This window comes from Nocardia sp. NPDC056064, from assembly GCF_042266925.1.
Lineage (GTDB): Bacteria > Actinomycetota > Actinomycetes > Mycobacteriales > Mycobacteriaceae > Nocardia.
On sequence record NZ_JBHJWO010000001.1, the window covers coordinates 2,092,562 to 2,108,510 of the forward strand.

The 15,949-nt window shown below is 69.5% G+C and carries 13 protein-coding genes; 4 read left to right on the plus strand and 9 right to left on the minus strand.

Annotated features, from left to right (window positions below):
- Positions 1–66: 66 nt before the first annotated feature.
- The 4 genes from ACFC06_RS09625 to ACFC06_RS09640 all read right to left on the minus strand — a co-directional run bounded on the left by ACFC06_RS09625 (position 67) and on the right by ACFC06_RS09640 (position 4,417).
- Entirely contained in the window at positions 67–672 is a 606-nt protein-coding gene (locus tag ACFC06_RS09625) for a barstar family protein (protein ID WP_375929335.1), read from the minus strand.
- A gap of 278 nt (positions 673–950) precedes the next feature.
- Positions 951–1,952 carry a ketol-acid reductoisomerase gene (gene ilvC, locus ACFC06_RS09630; protein ID WP_375935356.1) on the minus strand — a complete coding sequence of 334 codons (1,002 nt, stop codon included), beginning with the start codon at positions 1,950–1,952 and terminating at the stop codon, positions 951–953.
- Between the two features lie 51 nt (positions 1,953–2,003).
- Positions 2,004–2,507, minus strand: coding sequence for an acetolactate synthase small subunit (gene ilvN, locus ACFC06_RS09635; RefSeq protein WP_375929336.1), 504 nt, complete (start codon positions 2,505–2,507; stop codon positions 2,004–2,006).
- A complete protein-coding gene (locus ACFC06_RS09640; protein ID WP_375929337.1) occupies positions 2,504–4,417 on the minus strand; it encodes an acetolactate synthase large subunit in 1,914 nt (637 codons plus the stop codon). The genes ilvN and ACFC06_RS09640 overlap by 4 nt, the downstream gene beginning before the upstream one ends.
- A gap of 307 nt (positions 4,418–4,724) precedes the next feature.
- Here ACFC06_RS09640 and ACFC06_RS09645 point away from each other — a divergent pair, with 307 nt between their 5' ends.
- Together ACFC06_RS09645 and ilvD are read left to right on the plus strand one after the other, a co-directional pair.
- Complete coding sequence (locus ACFC06_RS09645) at positions 4,725–5,462, plus strand: PH domain-containing protein (RefSeq protein ID WP_375929338.1); 738 nt, start codon at positions 4,725–4,727, stop codon at positions 5,460–5,462.
- A 298-nt stretch (positions 5,463–5,760) separates the two neighbouring features.
- Entirely contained in the window at positions 5,761–7,602 is a 1,842-nt protein-coding gene (gene ilvD, locus ACFC06_RS09650; RefSeq protein WP_375929339.1) for a dihydroxy-acid dehydratase, read from the plus strand.
- A 146-nt stretch (positions 7,603–7,748) separates the two neighbouring features.
- Here the strand turns inward: ilvD and ACFC06_RS09655 are convergent, their stop codons facing one another.
- Together ACFC06_RS09655 and ACFC06_RS09660 are read right to left on the minus strand one after the other, a co-directional pair.
- Entirely contained in the window at positions 7,749–8,486 is a 738-nt protein-coding gene (locus tag ACFC06_RS09655) for a DsbA family protein (RefSeq protein WP_375929340.1), read from the minus strand.
- Positions 8,487–8,707: 221 nt separating this feature from the next.
- The gene (locus tag ACFC06_RS09660) at positions 8,708–10,321 is read right to left on the minus strand and encodes a DHA2 family efflux MFS transporter permease subunit (protein ID WP_375929341.1); all 1,614 of its coding nucleotides are present in this window, start codon (positions 10,319–10,321) and stop codon (positions 8,708–8,710) included.
- 70 nt (positions 10,322–10,391) lie between these two features.
- On the opposite strand from ACFC06_RS09660, the gene ACFC06_RS09665 reads away from it, so the two are divergent.
- Positions 10,392–10,892: a MarR family winged helix-turn-helix transcriptional regulator gene (locus ACFC06_RS09665; RefSeq protein WP_375929342.1), complete on the plus strand. Its 501-nt coding sequence runs from the start codon at positions 10,392–10,394 to the stop codon at positions 10,890–10,892.
- A gap of 10 nt (positions 10,893–10,902) precedes the next feature.
- Here the strand turns inward: ACFC06_RS09665 and ACFC06_RS09670 are convergent, their stop codons facing one another.
- Positions 10,903–11,751 carry a DoxX family protein gene (locus tag ACFC06_RS09670; protein WP_375929343.1) on the minus strand — a complete coding sequence of 283 codons (849 nt, stop codon included), beginning with the start codon at positions 11,749–11,751 and terminating at the stop codon, positions 10,903–10,905.
- A 90-nt stretch (positions 11,752–11,841) separates the two neighbouring features.
- Between ACFC06_RS09670 and ACFC06_RS09675 the strand changes: the two genes are divergently transcribed.
- A complete protein-coding gene (locus tag ACFC06_RS09675) occupies positions 11,842–12,963 on the plus strand; it encodes a PQQ-dependent sugar dehydrogenase (RefSeq protein WP_375929344.1) in 1,122 nt (373 codons plus the stop codon).
- 76 nt (positions 12,964–13,039) lie between these two features.
- Here the strand turns inward: ACFC06_RS09675 and gatB are convergent, their stop codons facing one another.
- Positions 13,040–14,545: an Asp-tRNA(Asn)/Glu-tRNA(Gln) amidotransferase subunit GatB gene (gene gatB, locus ACFC06_RS09680; protein ID WP_375929345.1), complete on the minus strand. Its 1,506-nt coding sequence runs from the start codon at positions 14,543–14,545 to the stop codon at positions 13,040–13,042.
- Positions 14,546–14,566: 21 nt separating this feature from the next.
- Positions 14,567–15,946, minus strand: a complete 1,380-nt coding sequence (locus ACFC06_RS09685) for an alpha/beta hydrolase family protein (RefSeq protein ID WP_375929346.1) — start codon at positions 15,944–15,946, stop codon at positions 14,567–14,569.
- Between the last annotated feature and the right edge of the window lie 3 nt (positions 15,947–15,949).

Here is a 15,949-nt window from a genome sequence, read left to right on the forward strand (position 1 = left end):
AAGTCTCGCGCTACCGGGGCGCGACGGCAAGGACCTGCGATCGGGAGTCGCCGCCGACCCGGGATGTCACCGCAGCAACACCTCGACCTTCCCGCTGTCGAGAATCTCGAGCACCACGTCGAAGAACGTGCCGTCACCCCAGGGCAGCGGCACCGCCAGAGCGCTTCTCGCCCTGCTGGATTCGGTCCATTCCAGGGTGAACGGAGGTGTCGCGCCGAATCCGCCACGCAGGCAGTCCGCGAGCGCGTCGAGATTCCACCCGAAGTATCCGCCAGGTCCGTTCACGGCCTCGCCGAGCGCGCAGTAGAAACTGTCCTCGTCGACGATGTCGCGCCCGTCCAGGACGTACCGTCTGCCGGGCGGATCGTCCGCGCAGGTGTGCCGATGCAGTGCCACCGAGAGCCACGCGTGGCGTCCGGCCCGGTCCAGCGGCCGCCACAACCCGAGCGCATCGAGCCTGCCGGACCGCACGAGCTCCCACGGCCACCGGGCCGCAGGCAGCAGATCATCACAGAACAGCGTCACCGTCACGTCGACCAGACCCGCGCCGCCCACACTCGCCCGGACCTGCTCGACGGTGATCCCGCTGACGAAATAGCCCCCGATGCGCCGCCCGTCCGGATCGAGGAAGTCGAGATCGGCACTACCCACCGCGGCGTGACGAGTCCCCACCCGCTCCACACCCCGGAGGAGAGCACCTTCCACCACACAACCGAGAAACTCGACCCGGCGCTCCCCCTGCTCGGCCGACACCGGCTCGAACAAGCCGGTCGCGTCCTCAGCCCAGAGCCAACACACCTCGTCGTCATCACCGACGAGCCGATACCGTACACCGTTCACTGTCTCCACAGATTCCATCAGGGGTGCTCTCTCCGCAGGCTACGGGCCGAAATGGCGAAAGGCCCGCTCGCGGGTGGCGAGCGGGCCCTTCGGGTGGAGCGGGGAAACCCTTAGGCGGTTTCGGTGATCGGGCGGTCGACCCAGCTCATCAGGCCGCGGAGCTTGGCGCCGGTGACCTCGATGGGGTGCTCGGCGTTCTCCTTGCGCAGGCCCTCGAGCTCCTTGTTGCCACCCTCGACGTTGGCGACGAGGCGCTTGACGAAGGTGCCGTCCTGGATGTCCTTGAGGATCGCCTTCATGCGCTCCTTGGTGTCGGCGTCGATGACGCGCGGACCGGACAGGTAGCCGCCGAACTCCGCGGTGTCGGACACCGAGTAGTTCATGCGCGCGATGCCGCCCTCGTACATCAGGTCGACGATCAGCTTCAGCTCGTGCAGCACCTCGAAGTAGGCCATCTCGGGGGCGTAGCCCGCCTCGACCATGACCTCGAAACCGGTCTTGACCAGTTCCTCGGTACCACCACAGAGGACGGCCTGCTCACCGAACAGGTCGGTCTCGGTCTCTTCCTTGAAGGTGGTCTTGATGACGCCCGCGCGGGTGCCGCCGATGCCCTTGGCGTAGGACAGCGCCAGCGCCTGGCCCTCGCCGGTCGGGTCCTGGTCGACCGCGATCAGGGCCGGGACGCCCTTGCCGTCGGCGAACTGACGACGCACCAGGTGGCCGGGGCCCTTCGGGGCGACCATGGCGACGGTGACGTTGGCCGGAGCCTTGATCAGACCGAAGTGGATGTTGAGGCCGTGGCCGAAGAACAGCGCGTCGCCGTCCTTCAGGTTGGGCTCGATGTCGTTGGTGAAGATCGACGCCTGGGCGGTGTCGGGGGCCAGCACCATGATCACGTCGGCCCACTCGGCGACCTCGGCGGGGGTGCCGACGGTCAGACCGGCCTCTTCGGCCTTCGGGCGCGACTTGGAGCCCTCGGCCAGGCCGACGCGCACGTCGACACCGGAGTCGCGCAGGCTCAGCGAGTGCGCGTGACCCTGGCTGCCGTAGCCGATCACGGCGACCTTGCGGCCCTGGATGATCGACAGGTCAGCGTCGTCGTCGTAGAACATCTCGACTGCCACAGTGGAGTCCCTTCTGGATTATTTCTGGTTGTTGGAAAGTTAGCGGGTTGCGGTGATCGACTTGGGTCCGCGGCCCACGGCCACGACACCGGACTGCACGATCTCGCGGATACCGTACGGCTCCACCATGCGCAGCAGGGCATCCAGCTTCGAGCGGGTGCCCGTGGCCTCGATGGTCAGCGCGTCGGGTGAGACGTCGATCACCTTGGCGCGGAACAGCTGCACGGCCTCGATCACCTGGGTGCGGACCGAGGCGTCGGCGCGCACCTTCACCAGGATCAGTTCGCGGGCCACCGAGGCGTCGGCGTCCTGCTCCACGATCTTGATGACGTTGATCAGCTTGTTGAGCTGCTTGGTGACCTGCTCGAGCGGCAGATCGTCGACCGTCACGACGATGGTCATGCGCGAGATATCGGGAATCTCGGTGCCACCGACGGCGAGGGACTCGATATTGAAGCCGCGGCGCGAGAACAGGCTCGCGACTCGCGCCAGCACGCCCGGCTTGTCCTCGACGAGAACGCTCAGGGTGTGGGTCGTGCTCATTGCTGCTCCTTGTTCATCGCCTCGTGGATGACGGCCGGCTCGGAGACCTGCTCGTCCTCGTCGAACAGCGGACGGATGCCGCGGGCGAACATGATCTCGTCGTTGCTGGTGCCCGCGGCGACCATCGGCCACACCTGGGCGTCCTTGCCGACGATGAAGTCGATCACGACCGGGCGGTCGGTGATGGACTGCGCCTGGCGGATCGCGGCCTCGACCTCGTCTTCGGACTCCACCCGGATGCCGACGCAACCCAGCGCCTCGGCCAGCTTGACGAAGTCGGGGATGCGCAGGGTGTGCGTGCCCAGATCGGTGTTGGAGTAGCGCTCCTCGTAGAACAGGGTCTGCCACTGGCGGACCATGCCGAGGTTGCCGTTGTTGATCAGCGCGACCTTGATCGGCACACCCTCGACGGCGCAGGTGGCCAGCTCCTGGTTGGTCATCTGGAAGCAGCCGTCACCGTCGACCGCCCAGACCTCCTTCTCCGGAGCGCCCATCTTGGCGCCCATGGCCGCCGGAACGGCGTAGCCCATGGTGCCGAGGCCACCGGAGTTCAGCCAGGTGCGCGGGTTCTCGTACTTGATGAACTGCGCGGCCCACATCTGGTGCTGGCCGACACCGGCGCAGTAGACGGCCTCGGGACCGGCCAGGCGGCCCAGCGCCTCGATGACGAACTCCGGCGAGAGCGACCCGTCGCTGGGCTGGCTCCAGCCCAGCGGGTAGTTGTCGCGGATGTCGCTGAGGTAGGCCCACCACTCGGTGAGGTTCAGCAGCGGGGCGTCGCCGGACTGCGGGTCGGCCTTGAGGGTCTCGATCAGTTCGACGATGACCTCCCGCGCGTCGCCCACGATCGGGACGTCGGCGTGGCGGTTCTTGCCGATCTCGGCCGGGTCGATGTCGGCGTGGATGACCTTGGCGTCGGGCGCGAAGGAGTCCAGCTGACCGGTGACGCGGTCGTCGAAGCGGGCGCCGAGGGTGATCAGCAGGTCCGAGCGCTGCAGGGCCGCGACGGCGCCGACGGTGCCGTGCATGCCGGGCATGCCCATGTTCAGGGTGTGGCTGTCGGGGAACGCGCCGCGCGCCATCAGGGTGGTGACCACCGGGATGCCGGTCAGCTCGGCCAGCTCCAGCAGCTCGGCCGAGGCGTCGGACTTGATCACACCGCCGCCGACGTAGAGCACCGGCGACTTGGACTCCAGGATCATCCTGGCGGCCTCGCGCACCTGCTTGCCGTGCGGCTTGGTGACCGGACGGTAGCCGGGCAGACGCATCTCCGGCGGCCACGAGAACGTGGTCTGGGCCTGCAGGGCGTCCTTGGTGATGTCGACCAGGACGGCACCCGGGCGGCCCGAGGCGGCGAGGTAGAACGCCTCGGCCAGGATGCGCGGGATGTCGATCGGGTCCTTGACCAGGAAGTTGTGCTTGGTGATCGGCATGGTGATGCCGGAGATGTCGGCTTCCTGGAACGCGTCGGTGCCGACCAGGCTCGACGGCACCTGACCGGTGATCGCCACGATCGGGACCGAGTCCATCTGGGCGTCGGCCAGCGGGGTCACCAGGTTGGTCGCGCCGGGACCGGAGGTGGCCATACACACACCGACCTTGCCCGAGGCCTGCGCGTAGCCGGTCGCCGCGTGCCCGGCGCCCTGCTCGTGGCGCACCAGGACGTGGCGGACCTTCTTGGAGTCGAACAGCGGGTCGTAGACGGGAAGGACCGCGCCGCCGGGAATGCCGAATACGGTGTCGACGTCGAGCTCTTCGAGGGACCGAACAACCGACTGCGCGCCGGTGACGCGCTCGGGCGCGACCTGGCGGCGGGAGGGGTTGGTCGCCGGGCTACCAGCGGCAGGCTGGTTCGCCGAAGGCGCTGACCTGCGGGCCGATGGCCCGGGTCGTGCGGTTGGTGCACTCACCGTCTTCGTTCCTAACTTTGTCGTTCTGACTCCGGACTGGCGCGGAATTCGCCCGAACACAAAAAAGCCCCCGACCAGCGCAGGGCTGTTCGAGGGTGGCGCGTCGCAACGCGAGCTGACGTATTCGACTCAGGTAGTCAGGCTCAACGCTGGACGCGCCGGCCGATTACGAGCAACTCGTTTCGTTTCACACGCACGACGTTAGGCGCGCGTGGAGCGAAGAGTCAAACAGGCTACCTTTCGCATCCCATTCTGTGGGACTCGAGTGGTTGCGTGGGTCCGAATACCGAGATGCGAGGATGGAGGGGTGTCATCACCGCATCAGTCCGTGCCACCGGCTAAATCGTCCCACACCGCCGACGAGGGAACCGATACGGGTCGGCCCTCGCGACCCGGTGGCCTGCGCGCGGCCGCTCCCGGCCGCCTCGCCGCCATCGGCGCGGTGGTACTGGCGTACCTGATCTTCGTCGTCGTCGGGACGGTGCAGGACTGGTCGCTGGGGCTGCGGATCGGGCTGATCGTGCCGACCGCGGTGATCGTCTGGCTGCTGATCCCGCGCCGCACGAGCGTGCCGACGCCGGGCCTGCACGTGATCGGGGTGCCGCGCCTGGCCTACATCGGCGTGCTGGTGCTGGCGTTCTGTGTGTTCTTCCCGTTCGTCGGCTGGCCGGCGGGGCTGTGGTGGCTGCTGCTGTTCCCGCTGATCGCGATCTGGTGGGTGGTGCGCACGCACACCACCGTCTCGGAGGCGGGGCTGGATCTGAGCACGATGGTGAGCAAGAAGCACCTGGACTGGAGTCAGGTCAAGGGCGTCAGCATCCCCAAGCGCGGGTACGTGCGGGCCCGGCTGTCCGACGACTCCGAGGTCAAGCTGCCCGCCGTCGGCTACGACCGGCTGCGCGAGCTGATCGAGGCGTCCGGGGGCAGGCTGCCCGATGTGTTCGCCGCGGCCGAAGCCGCCGAGAACGCGCGGATCGAGGCCGAGCGGGCCGAGGCGAAGGCCGAGGCGGACGCGAAGACCGAGGAGCCCGGCACCGAGCAGTGAGCGTCGGCTCGATCACCGCGGGAATCCACGCGGCGGGTCCGGCTGTTCTACCGGTAAGCTGACGGCACCCGGGCACCCCGCGCCGACGGCATCACCGCGGCGACACACTCCGGAGCGACACTCCCGCCTCGAGCCCGGTTCCGGCACCCGTTCACCCCAGCACCGGCGCGACGCGACCAGCGCGCCCCGGAGTAACGTGCGGGGTTGCCGGACGCACCGCGCGCTCGCATCGCGGGCACGCAGGTCAGCCCCCTGCGCGCACGCTCGGACGCACCCAGCGACACACGAGGACTCCCCCATGCCACCGCTTCGCTCACGCACCACCACCATCGGCCGCAATGCCGCGGGCGCCCGCTCGCTCTGGCGCGCCACCGGGATGACCGACTCCGATTTCGGCAAGCCGATCGTCGCGATCGCGAACTCCTACACCCAGTTCGTGCCCGGTCACGTGCACCTGAAGAACGTGGGCGACATCGTCGCCGAGGCCGTGCGCGCCGCGGGCGGCGTCCCGCGCGAGTTCCACACCATCGCCGTCGACGACGGTATCGCCATGGGCCACGGCGGCATGCTCTACTCGCTGCCCTCGCGCGAGATCATCGCCGACTCGGTGGAATACATGGCCAACGCCCACACCGCCGACGCGCTCGTGTGTATCTCCAACTGCGACAAGATCACCCCCGGCATGCTCAATGCCGCCATGCGCCTCAACATCCCGGCCGTGTTCGTCTCCGGCGGGCCGATGGAGGCGGGCAAGGCCGTGGTCGCCGACGGCGTCGCGCACGCGCCGCTGGACCTGGTGCACGCCATCTCGGCCAGCGCGAATCAGGCCGTGTCCGAGGAAGGTCTGGACGCGGTCGAGCGGTCGGCCTGCCCCACCTGCGGCTCGTGTTCGGGCATGTTCACCGCGAATTCGATGAACTGCCTCACCGAGGCGCTGGGTCTGGCCCTGCCGGGCAACGGCTCCACGCTGGCCACCCACGAGGCGCGCCGCGCGCTGTTCCAACGGGCCGGTCGCGTGATCGTCGACATCGCCAACCGCTGGTACCGCGACGACGACGCCTCGGTGCTGCCGCGCAATGTGGCCAACGTCAAGGCTTTCCGCAACGCGATGGCGCTGGACGTGGCCATGGGCGGGTCAACCAACACCGTGCTGCACACCCTCGCCGCCGCGCAGGAGGGCGAGATCGACTTCGATCTGAGCACCATCGACGAGATCTCGCGCCGGGTGCCGTGCCTGTCGAAGGTCTCGCCGAACTCCGACTACCACATGGAAGACGTGCACCGCGCCGGTGGCATCCCGGCCATCCTGGGTGAGCTGCGCCGCGGCGGGCTGCTCGAGACCGACGTCACCATGGTGCACTCCGCGAACTTCGAGGAATACCTCGACACCTGGGACATCCGCTCCGGCAAGGCTTCCGAGGAAGCGCTCGAGCTGTTCCACGCCGCGCCCGGTGGCGTGCGTACCACCGAGCCGTTCTCCACCGCCAACCGCTGGTCCTCGCTGGACACCGACGCCGCGGGCGGCTGCATCCGCGACGTCGAACACGCCTACACCGTCGAGGGTGGGCTGTGTGTGCTGCGCGGCAACATCGCGCCCGACGGCGCGATCCTCAAGACCGCGGGCATCGACGAGGACCTGTTCACCTTCGAGGGCCCGGCCGTGGTGGTCGAGTCGCAGGAGGAGGCGGTCTCGATGATCCTGGGCAAGAAGATCCAGGCCGGTGACGTGATCGTCGTCCGCTACGAGGGCCCCTCGGGTGGCCCCGGCATGCAGGAGATGCTGCACCCCACCGCGTTCCTCAAGGGCGCCGGCCTGGGCAAGGTGTGCGCGCTGATCACCGACGGCCGCTTCTCCGGCGGCACCTCGGGCCTGTCGATCGGCCACATCTCCCCCGAAGCCGCCCAGGGTGGCGTGATCGGCCTGATCGAGAACGGTGACCGCATCCGCGTCGACGTGCAGACCCGCGCGCTCGAGGTGCTGGTCTCCGACGAGGTGCTCGCCGAGCGCCGCGCGAAGATGGAGGCCTCGGAGCGCCCGTGGCAGCCGGTCGACCGCGTCCGCCCGGTGACGACGGCCCTGCGCGCCTACGCGGCCCTGGCCACCTCGGCCGACAAGGGCGCAGTCCGCAAGGTGCCCTGACCGCCTCTCCGGGAATTCTGGCCGGACTCGGGCACGCCGCCGGTTGTCGATGCGGCCGGCGGTGTGCTTGTGGTCGGGTCAGCCCGTCCCGGTGAGTTACCCATGTTCTCGCGAAATCTGTTGTTGCCGTGGGTGACGTCGTTCGCTCAGCGGGCGGAGTCGATCGCGGCGCGCAGGCCCGCCTCGGTGGCGAGGGTACTGCTGTCGGCCTTGGCGCCGTCGATGAAGACCGTCGGGGTGGCCTGGGCCCTTCCCTCGAGGATCTCGGCGGTCCGGGCGCGCAGGTAGGCATCGTGGGTGCGGGCGGTGATGCATTGCGCGACAGCGGGATCGCGGTAGCCGGCTTGTTCGGCCAGGGCGATCAGCTCGCTGTCGGGGAAGCCGGCTTCGCCGCCCTCGCCGGGCTGGTTCTCGAACATGACGCTCAGCCAGTGCTGGTAGTTCGCCAGACCCGAGGCCGCGACGCAGTAGGAGGCGTTGCCCGCGCGGGAGGAGTACTCGTCGGTGGAGGCGCGGTCGAGGAAGGTGACGATGTTGTACTCGACCGCCGCGGTGCCGTTGTCCACCACTTCGGCCAGCAGCGCGCCATGGACCTCCTCGAAGTGCGCGCAGGCCGGGCACTGCAGATCCGCCACGACCCGGATGGTGACGGGAGCCCCCGGCTCACCGACCCGGATCGCGCCATTGGCGGTCGCGCCCACCGGGACGGGGCCGGTGGCATCGAATGTGGCGGGCAGCGCGCTGCCCGCCACGACCGAGCCGAAGCTACGCCCGGCCAGTACGCCCACCACGACCGCCATCGTCAGCACCAGGACGGCAGCCACACCGGTCAGCGCGATCGTGCGCGCCGATCGCGCCTGTCGCCCCGCATCATTCGTCCCCATGCACCGTCCCGCTCTTCTGTGAGTGATGTCGACCGCCGGCGACAACACGCTCGACCGCATCGAGCTCGCACGCCACCAGGACGGGTCCCGGCGGCGTGCGAGCTGGTATCACGGTGGCCGATACGTCTACCGAAACCTATCCGGCGATCGTGTGATCGAACCATGTTCGGTCACACGATCGCCGAGGCACCCCCGCACTCGCTGAAATGGCGTCAGGTCGCTCAGACGAGAGCGGGTTGTGATGTCGGCGTGGCTGATTCGTCGCCGGTGCGCGAGGGGATGAGCGCGGTGGCGATCAGGCCGAGCAGGACGAAGCCCGCGGCCAGGTAGCCGCCGAGGGTAATGCCGTCGGTCATCGCGGTGCGGCCCGCCTCGGCGACCTGGGCCGTCTCCGGCTGAGCGGCGAAGCCTTCGATGGCCGCGCCCGCGCTGCTGGTGACGGCGTGCGCGAACTGCTGGGCCTGGGCCGGGGGCAGGCCGGCGGCGGTGAGGTCGTCGTCGACCTGGGAGCTCAGCGTGGTGAAGAAGACCGTGGTGAGCACCGCGATGCCGAGTGCGGAACCGAGCTGACGGAAGGCGCTCTGGATGCCGGAGGCCTGGCCGTTGTCGTTGTCCGGGATCTCGGCGAGCACCACATTCGTCACCTGGGCCGTCGCGAAACCGACGCCGATGCCGTACACGCACAGGATCAGCGAGATCACCCACCAGGCGCTGTCGGTGGCGGCGAAGAAGGCCAGCGCCGCCAGGCCGACGACCTCGAGGGCGAGCCCGAGCCGGACCATGTTCAGCGGTGACGCCTTGCCCGCCAGGCCGAAACTCGCACCGCTGGCGATGAAGCTGCCGATGGCGATCGGCACCAGCGCCAGCCCGGATTGCACCGCGCTGTATCCGAGGGTGAACTGCAGCCACAGCGGCATGACCGCGACGATGCCGAACTCGCCGAGCCCGATGATCAGCGTGGCGATATTGCCGTTGCGGAACGAGGCCAACCGGAACAGGCTGAGGTCCATCAGGGCCTTGTCGGCATCGGGACCGCGGCGCAACAGCACCTGGCGCACCACGAATCCGGTCAGCGCGAGCACGCTGAGCACCAGCGCGACCAGCACCGGCGACGGACCGCTGTGCCAGGTGAACCCGCCGATCCCCAGCGGGTGAACGGTGCTGATCCAGCCGTAGGTACGGCCTTCGACCAGGCCGAAGGCGAGCAGCCCGAGACCGAGCACCGACAGGATCGCGCCGAGCACGTCGAGCCGGCCGGGCACCTTCGGCGAGGGCGCGATGCACGCCAGCACACCGATCACGATCAGCACCGCCAGCGGCACATTGATCCCGAACGCCCAGCGCCAGGAGACGTGTTCGGCCAGCCAGCCGCCGAGCAGCGGGCCCAGCGCGGCGGCGGCACCGATCGTCGAACCCCACACCGCGAACGCCTGACCGCGCGCTTTGCCGGTGAAGGTGGCGTTGAGCAGGGCCAGCGAGGTCGGCAGGATCATCGCGGCGCCCGCGCCCTGCAGGAACCGCGCGACGATGAGCAGCCCGCCACCGGGCGCGAGCCCGGCCAGGACGCTGGTCGCGCCGAAGACGACGACACCGGCGACGAACACTCTGCGCGCGCCGACGATGTCGGCGATCCGCCCGACCACCAGCAGCAGCGCCGCGAACACGATCGCGTAGGACTCCTGAATCCATTGCGCCTCGGTCGAACCCGTCGCCAGATCTTCGATGATCGACGGGATGATCACGTTCACGATCGTGGTGTCGACCACGATCAGCGCGACGCCGAGGGCGATGGCGATCAAGCCGAGCCATCGGCGGATGGACGACTCTTGACTCATCGCATCTCCTATTTCCATGGTGGAATATTTCCATGGTCAAAGTAGATTGCGGGCAATAGGATGTCAAACGATGCGAAAGGAACCCATGAGCCGCGCGGATGTCAGGGACCAGCACGAACGGCTGGACGAAGGCCTGCGGGCCTACGGTGCGAACTACCGGGAGTTCACCCGCCGCTTCGCGAGCTGGCTGGGCCTGCACGCGACCGACGCGGAGGCGCTGATCGAGATCCTCAACGCGGAGGAACGCGGGGCCACGCTCTCACCGGCGCGGCTCAGCGAGCGGATCGCGCTGTCCAACAGCGCGACCACGGCCCTGCTGAACCGGCTCGAGCAGGCGGGTCATGTCGTGCGCAGCCGCGAGCACGAGGACCGGCGGGTGATCACCCTGCGCAGCACCGCGCGCGTGCACGCGCTGGCCGACGAGTTCTTCGGTCCGCTGGGCACGAAAGTGGACGCGGTGATGGCCCGCTACTCCCCCGCCGAGCTGCGGCGGTTCGAGGACTTCGTCACCGAGCTGCGCACAACCATGAGCGCGCACCTGGCCGAGCCCGCACCGCCGCCCCCGGGGTGACGGGCCGGTCTCAGTCGAACGGGCCGATGCCGGTCAGCGGGTTGCCGCCGTGCAGGAACCAGAAGGTGAGGATCGCGGCGGCGACCGCCAGCAGGACGACGACGCCGGAGCCGTAGGCGGGGCGGGTGGCCCAGCCGCGGGTGCGGTCCAGGGACCAGCGGCCGGGGCCGGTGAGGATGATCGCCAGGGCGGAACCGGCCAGGATCGAGTCGAGTTCGACGCCGGTGGGGGTGCCCGCGTTGTACTGGAAGCCGGGGACCATGCCCTGCTTCCACATCCAGGCGTTGAGGATCGTCGCCAGGACCGCGCCCGCGGCCAGCGGGGTGGCCAGGCCGATCACCAGCAGGATGCCGCCGCCGAGCTCACCGGCGATCACCAGGGCCGTCGACAGCGACGGGTAGTCCCAGCCGCCGCCTTCCATCATCTGCTTGGTGCCGTCGAGGCCGGGCCCGTGGAACCAGCCGGTCAGCTTCTGCAGGCCGTGGTAGATGAAGGTGTAGCCGACCACCAGCCGCAGCACGAACAGGCCGAGGTCGAGGGTGCCGCGGCGGGGTTCGCGGTTGCGGCGCTGCAGGCGCACCGCGCCCGCCGAGGCCGCCGTCGCGGGCGGGATCGAGGCGTAGCCGTAGTCGCCACCGTCGCCACCGGTCTGCGCGGAACCCGCCGTGGGGACGTCCTCGCCGGGGTCGAGGTCGAGGTCCTCGTCGGTGCGGGGAATGTCCTTGTGCAGGTCCGGCTTGCGCATCTGGGTGGTCGGGGAATCGTAGGGGCTGGTCACCGGGCGACCCGCCGACGACGCAGCCTGTCCGGCCTGCGCCGACCCTTCAGCATCGGGTGTGTCGTTCGACTTGTCGGTCACCATCCCACCTTAGGACGTGGAATCGCGGTGCGCCGGTCTTCCCTCGATCAGGCGTGTCAGCGCCGCCGCGCTGCCGGTAACGTCTGACGCATGAGTTCGGGAATCGCGGGCCGCGTGGCAGTCGGATTGGCAATCGGCACCGTTCTGGTCGCCGGGTGCGCTCGCTTCGACGAATCGGCCTCGAGCCCGTTCACCACCGAGCCCTCGCTGGGCGGGTCGGGGGTCGAGCCCAAGAAACCGCAGGACTCGCCGTCGGAAGTGCCGCGTCCGACCGGGCCGTGTATCGATCCCGATCCCAATGTGATCGCCACCTGCCTGGACTCGGCGTCGGGGCTGATCGCCATGGGCGACGGCGCGCTGGTGGCCGAACGCCGCACCGGACGCATCCTGCGCGTCACCCCGGTCGACGCGAGTACCCCGCAGCCGCCGCCGGAGGAGGTCGCCGTCGTGCCCGTCGACGGCTCGGGTGACGGCGGGATCTCCGATATCGTGCTCTCCCCCACCTATCACGAAGACGGGCTGATGTACGCCTACATCACCACCGGCAGCGACAACCGGGTGGTGCGTATCTCCGAGAGCGGCGGCACCAAGGAGATCCTCACCGGAATCCCCAAGGGCGCCACCGGAAATCGTGGCGCGCTCGAATGGGCCACGCCCACCCAGCTGCTGGTACTCACCGGCGACGCGGGCAATCCCGGCGCCGCCGCCGATCCCGGTTCGCTCGGCGGCAAGGTGCTGCGGCTGGAATCGCCGTCCTCGGGGGTCAACACCCCGCAGGTGGTGGCCTCCGGGATCGGCACCGCCGGTGACCTGTGCCGTGACGGCAAGGACGGCATGTGGGTCACCGACCGCACCGCCGCCGAGGACCGGCTCCAGCACCTCGGCGCCGACGGCGCGCTCAGCGTCGCCTGGACCTGGCCGGACCGGCCGGGTGTCGGCGGCTGCACCGCGACCGGCGACGGGGTCGCGGTGGCGCTGAGCGAGGGCAAGGCGCTGGCCGCGGTCGCCGCCGACCCGGCCACCTTCGCCGTCACCACCGCACCGGCCATGATCGCCCAGGACAAGTACGGCAAACTGCTCGGCGCCACCGCGAGCTCCGACGGCAGCGTCTGGGTGACCACGATCAACAAGACCGACGGCGAGCCGGGCGAATTCGACGACCGCGTCGTGCGCATCCCGCCCCCGCAGGGTGGCGGCAGCGGGCCGGACTAGGCGCCCGAACAGCGAAGAGCCCCGATCCTCGCAGGAGGAATCGGGGCTCTTCGCTTGTCCAGGGCGCCGCAGGCTCTCAGCTGCAGGCGGCGATGACCAGGTCGCGCACCTTCGCCGCGTCGGCCTGGCCGCGGGTGGCCTTCATGACGTCACCGACGATCTTGCCCGCGGCCTGCACCTTGCCCGAGCGGATCTTGTCGGCGATGTCGGGGTTGGCCGCCAGGGCCTTCTCCACCTCGGCCCGCAGGGCGGAGTCGTCGCTGACCATGCCCAGGCCCTTGGCCTCGACGATGGCGGCGGGCTCGCCCTCACCGGCCAGCACGAAGTCGACGACCTGCTTGGCGACCTTGTTGTTCACCGTCTTGGCCTCGACCAGCGCGATCACCGCGGCGACCTGCGCGGGCGTGATCGGCAGCTCGGCCAGCGCGACCTCGCGCTCCTTGGCCTTCTCGGTCAGGTAGGCGACCCACCACGAGCGGGCCTCGTTGGCCGGGGCGCCCGCCTCGACGGTGGCGATGATCAGATCGAGCGCGCCCGCGTTGACCAGGTCGCGCATGACCTCGTCGGACAGGCCCCACTCGCCCTGGATCCGCGCGCGCACCAGCCACGGGTACTCGGGGATGGTGGTGCGCAGCTCCTCGACCCAGGCGGCGTCGGGGGCGACGGGCTCGAGATCGGGCTCGGGGAAGTAGCGGTAGTCCTCGGCGGTCTCCTTGCGGCGGCCCGCGGAGGTGGAGCCGTCGGCCTCGTTGAAGTGCCTGGTCTCCTGGACGATCTCGCCGCCCGCGGTGAGCACGGCGGCCTGACGGCGCATCTCGTAGCGCACCGCGACCTCGACGCTCTTGAGCGAGTTCACGTTCTTGGTCTCGGTCCGGGTACCGAACTCCTTGGCGCCCACCGGCATCAGCGACACGTTCGCGTCGCAGCGCAGCGAGCCCTGCTCCATCTTCACGTCCGAGACGTTCAGCGAGCGCAGCACCTCACGCAGCGCGGTGACATAGGCGCGAGCCACCTCCGGCGCGCGCTCCCCCGCACCGGTGATCGGCTTGGTGACGATCTCGATCAGCGGCACCCCGGCGCGGTTGAAGTCCAGCAGCGAGTGGCTGGCGCCGTGGATGCGCCCGGTCGCGCCGCCCACGTGCAGCGACTTGCCGGTGTCCTCCTCCATGTGCGCGCGCTCGATCTCCACCCGGAAGACCGAGCCGTCGTCGAGGACCACATCGAGGTAGCCCTCGGTGGCGATCGGCTCGTCGTACTGGCTGATCTGGTAGTTCTTCGGCTGGTCCGGGTAGAAGTAGTTCTTGCGCGCGAACCGGCCCCACGGGGTGATCGAACAGTTCAGCGCCAGGCCGATCCGGATGGCCGACTCGACGGCCCGCTCGTTGACCACCGGCAGCGAACCGGGCAGGCCGAGGCATACCGGGCACACCTGGGTGTTGGGTTCGGCGCCGAACTCGGTGGGGCAACCGCAGAACATCTTGGTCGCCGTGGACAACTCGACGTGGACCTCCATGCCGAGCACCGGCTCGTACCGGGAGATGACATCGGCGTAGTCCATCAACTCGACCGTGGGTGCGCTCATAGGTTCCTATCTTAGGAAGCGCTACCGGGGCGGGACGCGCTGGGTGAGCCAGTCGGTGACATAGGTGAGCACGGCCGGGTCGACGGTGGTCTCGATGGTGGAGTACTCGCTGGGTTTGCCGGTCTCGCTGGGCTGCATGAGGTGGTTGAGGCCGGGGAAGGTGTGCACGGTCGCGTCGGGGTCGCCGGCGAGCTTGTCGCGCATGGGGCCCTCGTTCTGGGCGACCAGCACCTGCTGGTCGGTGCCGCCGAAGAACGCGAGCACCGGTACCCGCAGCGCCTGCAACGCGGCGGTCGGATCGTAGGTGATGAACGAGGCCATGTACGGGGTGTTGAAGCTGTCGACGGCCTCCTGCGGCGCGCGCTCGGCCTCGGGCAGCGCGTCGTTGTGTTCCTGGGCGAAGGCGGCCGCGCCCGCGGTGTCACCGGAGCGCAGCAGCGTCGTCCAGCGGGTGAGGTAGTCGACCTGGGCGTCGATCTCCTCCTGGGAGGCGCCCGCGCTCGCCATGATCACCTTGTTCTGCTCGATGAGCACATCCGCGCCGACCACCGACGGACCGGCCATCAGGATCGCGAAAGCGATGTCGGCGCCGGGCCGCTGGGCGATCATCGGGGCGAGGTAGCCGCCCTCGCTGTGGCCGAGCAGGCCGACCTTCGCCGGGTCGATCTCCGGACGGGCGCGCAGGAAGCCGAGACCGGCGACGGCGTCGCCCGCGAGATCGTCGTAGGTGGCCTGGTCCAGGTCACCGCCGGTGCCGCCGACGCCGCGGTCGTCGGTGCGCAGCACGGCGTAGCCCGCGCGGGTGAGGGTGTCGGCCAGCAGCAGGAACGGGCGGTGGCCCATCAGGTTCTCGTCACGGTCCTGCGGGCCGGAGCCGGTGATCAGCAGCACGGCCGGAAACGGGCCGTCGCCTTCGGGTTCGGTGAGGGTGCCCGCGATGGTGAGATTGCCGCTGCGATAGGTGACGTCCTCGCTGCGGTACGGGAACGGTGGCTGCGGTTCCTGCGGCCGCTTCGGGCCCTCGATCTCGCCGCGCTCGAGGGTCAGCGGCAGCGTCTGGCCCGACTGCACCCAGTTGCCGGTGAGCTTGTCGCCGTCGAGTTTCCCACGGAAGCCCGGGTCGCCGGGCACGTCCGGGATGGTGAACTCGACCCGGTCCGGTTCGGTGCGAACGTCTTTCAGCGCGGCGTCGCGCACACCCTGGACCGGGATGTCGATGGTTGCCGAACCGTCGTCGCCGAAGGTCACCCCGATCGGGATGGGCTGGTCGGGGACCTCGATGTCACCGTGCCAGCTGCCCTGCACAGAGCTGGGTGGCGCGTCGTCGCCCGACCCGGAGCACCCGGCCACCAGGGCGACGACAACGGACAGAACGGACACGATCACTCGACCGGAGCGCATACG

Excerpts from the sequence above, each read along its gene's own strand:
- gatB (WP_375929345.1), bottom strand. The coding sequence starts at position 14,545 with ATGAGCGCACCCACGGTCGAGTTGATGGACTACGCCGATGTCATCTCC.
- ACFC06_RS09655 (WP_375929340.1), bottom strand. The coding sequence starts at position 8,486 with ATGGGGACGAATGATGCGGGGCGACAGGCGCGATCGGCGCGCACGATC.
- ACFC06_RS09685 (WP_375929346.1), bottom strand. The coding sequence starts at position 15,946 with ATGCGCTCCGGTCGAGTGATCGTGTCCGTTCTGTCCGTTGTCGTCGCC.
- ilvC (WP_375935356.1), bottom strand. The coding sequence starts at position 1,952 with ATGTTCTACGACGACGACGCTGACCTGTCGATCATCCAGGGCCGCAAG.
- ilvN (WP_375929336.1), bottom strand. The coding sequence starts at position 2,507 with ATGAGCACGACCCACACCCTGAGCGTTCTCGTCGAGGACAAGCCGGGC.
- ilvD (WP_375929339.1), top strand. The coding sequence starts at position 5,761 with ATGCCACCGCTTCGCTCACGCACCACCACCATCGGCCGCAATGCCGCG.
- ACFC06_RS09665 (WP_375929342.1), top strand. The coding sequence starts at position 10,392 with ATGCGAAAGGAACCCATGAGCCGCGCGGATGTCAGGGACCAGCACGAA.
- ACFC06_RS09660 (WP_375929341.1), bottom strand. The coding sequence starts at position 10,321 with ATGAGTCAAGAGTCGTCCATCCGCCGATGGCTCGGCTTGATCGCCATC.
- ACFC06_RS09675 (WP_375929344.1), top strand. The coding sequence starts at position 11,842 with ATGAGTTCGGGAATCGCGGGCCGCGTGGCAGTCGGATTGGCAATCGGC.